Below are 2857 nucleotides of genomic sequence, written 5' to 3'. Positions count from 1 at the left end.
GGGTCTCCGTGGAGCAGAGTTTGATCTATGGAGTTGGATTTCACACTTGATTATGCCTGTACTGATTTTAACGACAACGGTACTTCCTCATATTGTCCGTTTCACTCGTTCTTCGATGTTAGAGGTGACTTCTCAGAATTACATTCGAACAGCAAGGGCAAAAGGCGCTAAGGAATCAGTTGTATTATATGTTCATGCATTAAGGAATGCATTAATACCGATTATTACGATTATTGGAATGCTAATACCACGATTACTAAGTGGGGCAGTTATCACTGAAGCAATTTTTGGCTGGACCGGTATTGGTACATTAATTATTGAGGCAGCGCGTGGAAGAGATTATCCGCTTGTTATGGGTATTACCGTTATGATCACACTTATCGTGGTTCTATGTAATTTAATAGTCGATATTCTCTATTCCAGAGTTGATCCACGCGTGAAGAACGTATAGGAGGTGAGCAGGATGGAAGTTTCAACTCAATCAACTATTCAAGCTGATGCGAAAGTAAAAGCGATAAATAAGAAATCAACATTAATAAGCCGCTTACGTGAAAATAAAATAGCTTATTTTTCTCTTTGGTTTCTGGTTTTGATCCATGTGATTGTTTTCCTGGGACCTCTCTTTTGGAAAGTTAGTCCTGAAGAACTTCAGCAGGTTGGCGCCTTGACAAGCTGGTCCCTCCAGCATCCATTTGGAACCGATGACCTTGGCCGCGATGTCCTTGCACGGATGCTCACTGGAGGAAGGGTTACATTAATTGTCGGTTTAGGAGCGATGTTGTGTTCTCTTTTCATCGGTACGATTATCGGTGCATGTGCCGGCTTTATGGGGAAGGCAGTAGAGGCTATCTTAATGAGAATCACGGAAGCAATGCAGGCGATACCGACTTTTTTCTTTGTACTTGTAGCCCTCACTGTACTTGGAACAAGTCCTGTGATGGTGGTTATAGTCATTGCCATCTCTAGCTGGATGGAAATTGCCAGGGTAGTATACGGCGAAACATTAAAATGGAAGCAATACGAATTTGTTGAAGCGGCAAATGCTTCCGGGGCGACACCTTATCGAATCTTAACCAGGTATATTATTCCGCAAATCATTCCTTCCATTATCGTGGCGGGTACGTTAACAATTGCGGGTGCGATTTTAACGGAGAGTGCGATTAGTTATTTAGGATTGGGGATTCAACCACCTACTGCTACATGGGGGAATATGCTGCAAAATTCTCAACAATACATCTGGACTGCACCCGTTCTTGGAGTGCTTCCAGGAATCGCGATTACCATTGTGGTGCTGGCGTATAATTTCTTAGGTGATGGCCTGCGTGATGCCTTAGATCCAAAGTTCGTTAAAAAGTAGTGTGTTAAGGGGGAATGTGAGAATGGTTATTACGATTAATGATAATGAACTATATTATGAGATTTATGGAAATCCAGAAGGAGAAACGATCTTTTTTATTCACGGGGCGCCAGGCTTGGGGGATTGCCGCGGTGACATCAAGGCATTTTCTGAATTAGGGGACCAATATCGGCTTGTGTTTATGGATATGAGAGGTTCCGGCCGTTCGGAAGGAAAACCACCGTTTACCCATGAACAGTGGACAGCGGATATTGAAGAAATGAGAAAACAGCTGGTTGGCGGCCCGATTAAAATTCTGGGTGGTTCTTATGGTGGATTTTTGACATTGGAATATGTATTGCGTTATCCGGAAAATGTAACTCATGTGCTATTGCGAGATACATCTGCGGATAGTACGTTTGACCATTTATCTATTGACCAAGCATTGGAAAGTAATTTGCCAGGCATTACAGAAGAAGGCATCCATCGCTTATTCGATGGTCTGGTTGAATCCAATGAAGAACTGAAGGAAATGTTCGCTGCGATTCAGCCCTTATATACCGTTGAATATGACGAAGAAGCGGTAAAGGCTCGAATTGATTCAATTTTTTACCGCTATGAAACTCACAACTATGCGTTCCGCTACAACAAGCCAAACTTTAATCTTGTGCCGCGTCTGCATCAAATTTCAGTGCCGGTGCTGGTCACTGTCGGGCGGCACGACTGGATTACTCCTGTTGTTTGTTCTGAAGTCATCGCGGAGCATGTTCCTAAATCTAAACTAGTGATTTTTGAAAACAGCGGTCATTCACCACATCATGAGGAAAATGAAGCATATTTAAAATTAGTAGTAGATTTTCTGACAACAACAGCTTAATCGGGAAGGAAGCATGGGGACGGTTCTCATGCTTCCTTTTTTTTAGAGAAGCAACAGAACCGTCCCCGTGCTTACCATGAAACTGATGAAAAATCTTGGAACCAATCCTCCCCTCAAACGTAAATAATGTAAAGACTTAATTATGGGGGGCATAATCATGAAAGAGTTATATATAAAACAAAAGGTATTCAGTCTCAGCGGGAAATTTACAGTGAAGGATCAGGAGGAGAAGGATCGATATTATGTGGAAGGAAGTTTTATGAAGGTCCCGAAGACTTTCTCCATTATGAATACGAGCCGGGATGAAGTGGCACTCATTACGAAAAAGGTGTTCAGCCTTCTGCCGAAGTTCTTCGTTGAGGTGAATGGCCAGGAGGTATTGACGATCAAGAAGGAGTTCTCCTTTTTAAAAGCACGCTATTCGATTGATGCGGCAGGCATTGAGGTGCAGGGGAATTGGTGGGACATGAATTTCCAAGTATTACAGGATGGCAAGGTCGTAGGCGAAGTGGATAAGAAGTGGTTCAGTTGGGGTGACAGCTATCGGGTGCAGGTGCTGGATGAAGAGATGGAGACGATTGTGATTGCATTGGTTATTGCGATTGATTGTGTGAAGGCTGATGAGTCGGCTGCTTCTTCTAATG

General features: G+C 43.0%; 4 protein-coding genes. All 4 read left to right on the top strand.

All coding sequences use genetic code 11. From position 1 onward, the window contains the following. Positions 1-451, top strand: a 451-nt coding sequence (locus HP456_RS22210) for an ABC transporter permease (RefSeq protein ID WP_172255153.1), incomplete at its 5' end; no start/stop codon positions are given. Between the two features lie 12 nt (positions 452-463). After that, on the top strand, positions 464-1357 hold the full coding sequence (locus HP456_RS22205; RefSeq protein ID WP_172255152.1) for an ABC transporter permease: 894 nt from the start codon (positions 464-466) through the stop codon (positions 1355-1357). A 22-nt stretch (positions 1358-1379) separates the two neighbouring features. Beyond that, positions 1380-2213 carry an alpha/beta fold hydrolase gene (locus HP456_RS22200; protein ID WP_172255151.1) on the top strand — a complete coding sequence of 278 codons (834 nt, stop codon included), beginning with the start codon at positions 1380-1382 and terminating at the stop codon, positions 2211-2213. Positions 2214-2370: 157 nt separating this feature from the next. Beyond that, positions 2371-2857: LURP-one-related/scramblase family protein (locus HP456_RS22195; protein WP_172255150.1), on the top strand; the 487-nt coding region annotated here is incomplete at its 3' end.

It is taken from the genome of Bacillus haikouensis, assembly GCF_013179555.1.
GTDB lineage: Bacteria > Bacillota > Bacilli > Bacillales > Bacillaceae_B > Rossellomorea > Rossellomorea haikouensis_A.
The sequence above is the reverse complement of the archived record's forward strand: the minus strand, read 5'-3'. Positions and strand labels throughout refer to the sequence as shown.

Bases quoted from the DNA above. Each gene is read 5' to 3' on its own strand.
- HP456_RS22205 (WP_172255152.1), top strand. From the start codon at position 464: ATGGAAGTTTCAACTCAATCAACTATTCAAGCTGATGCGAAAGTAAAA.
- HP456_RS22200 (WP_172255151.1), top strand. From the start codon at position 1,380: ATGGTTATTACGATTAATGATAATGAACTATATTATGAGATTTATGGA.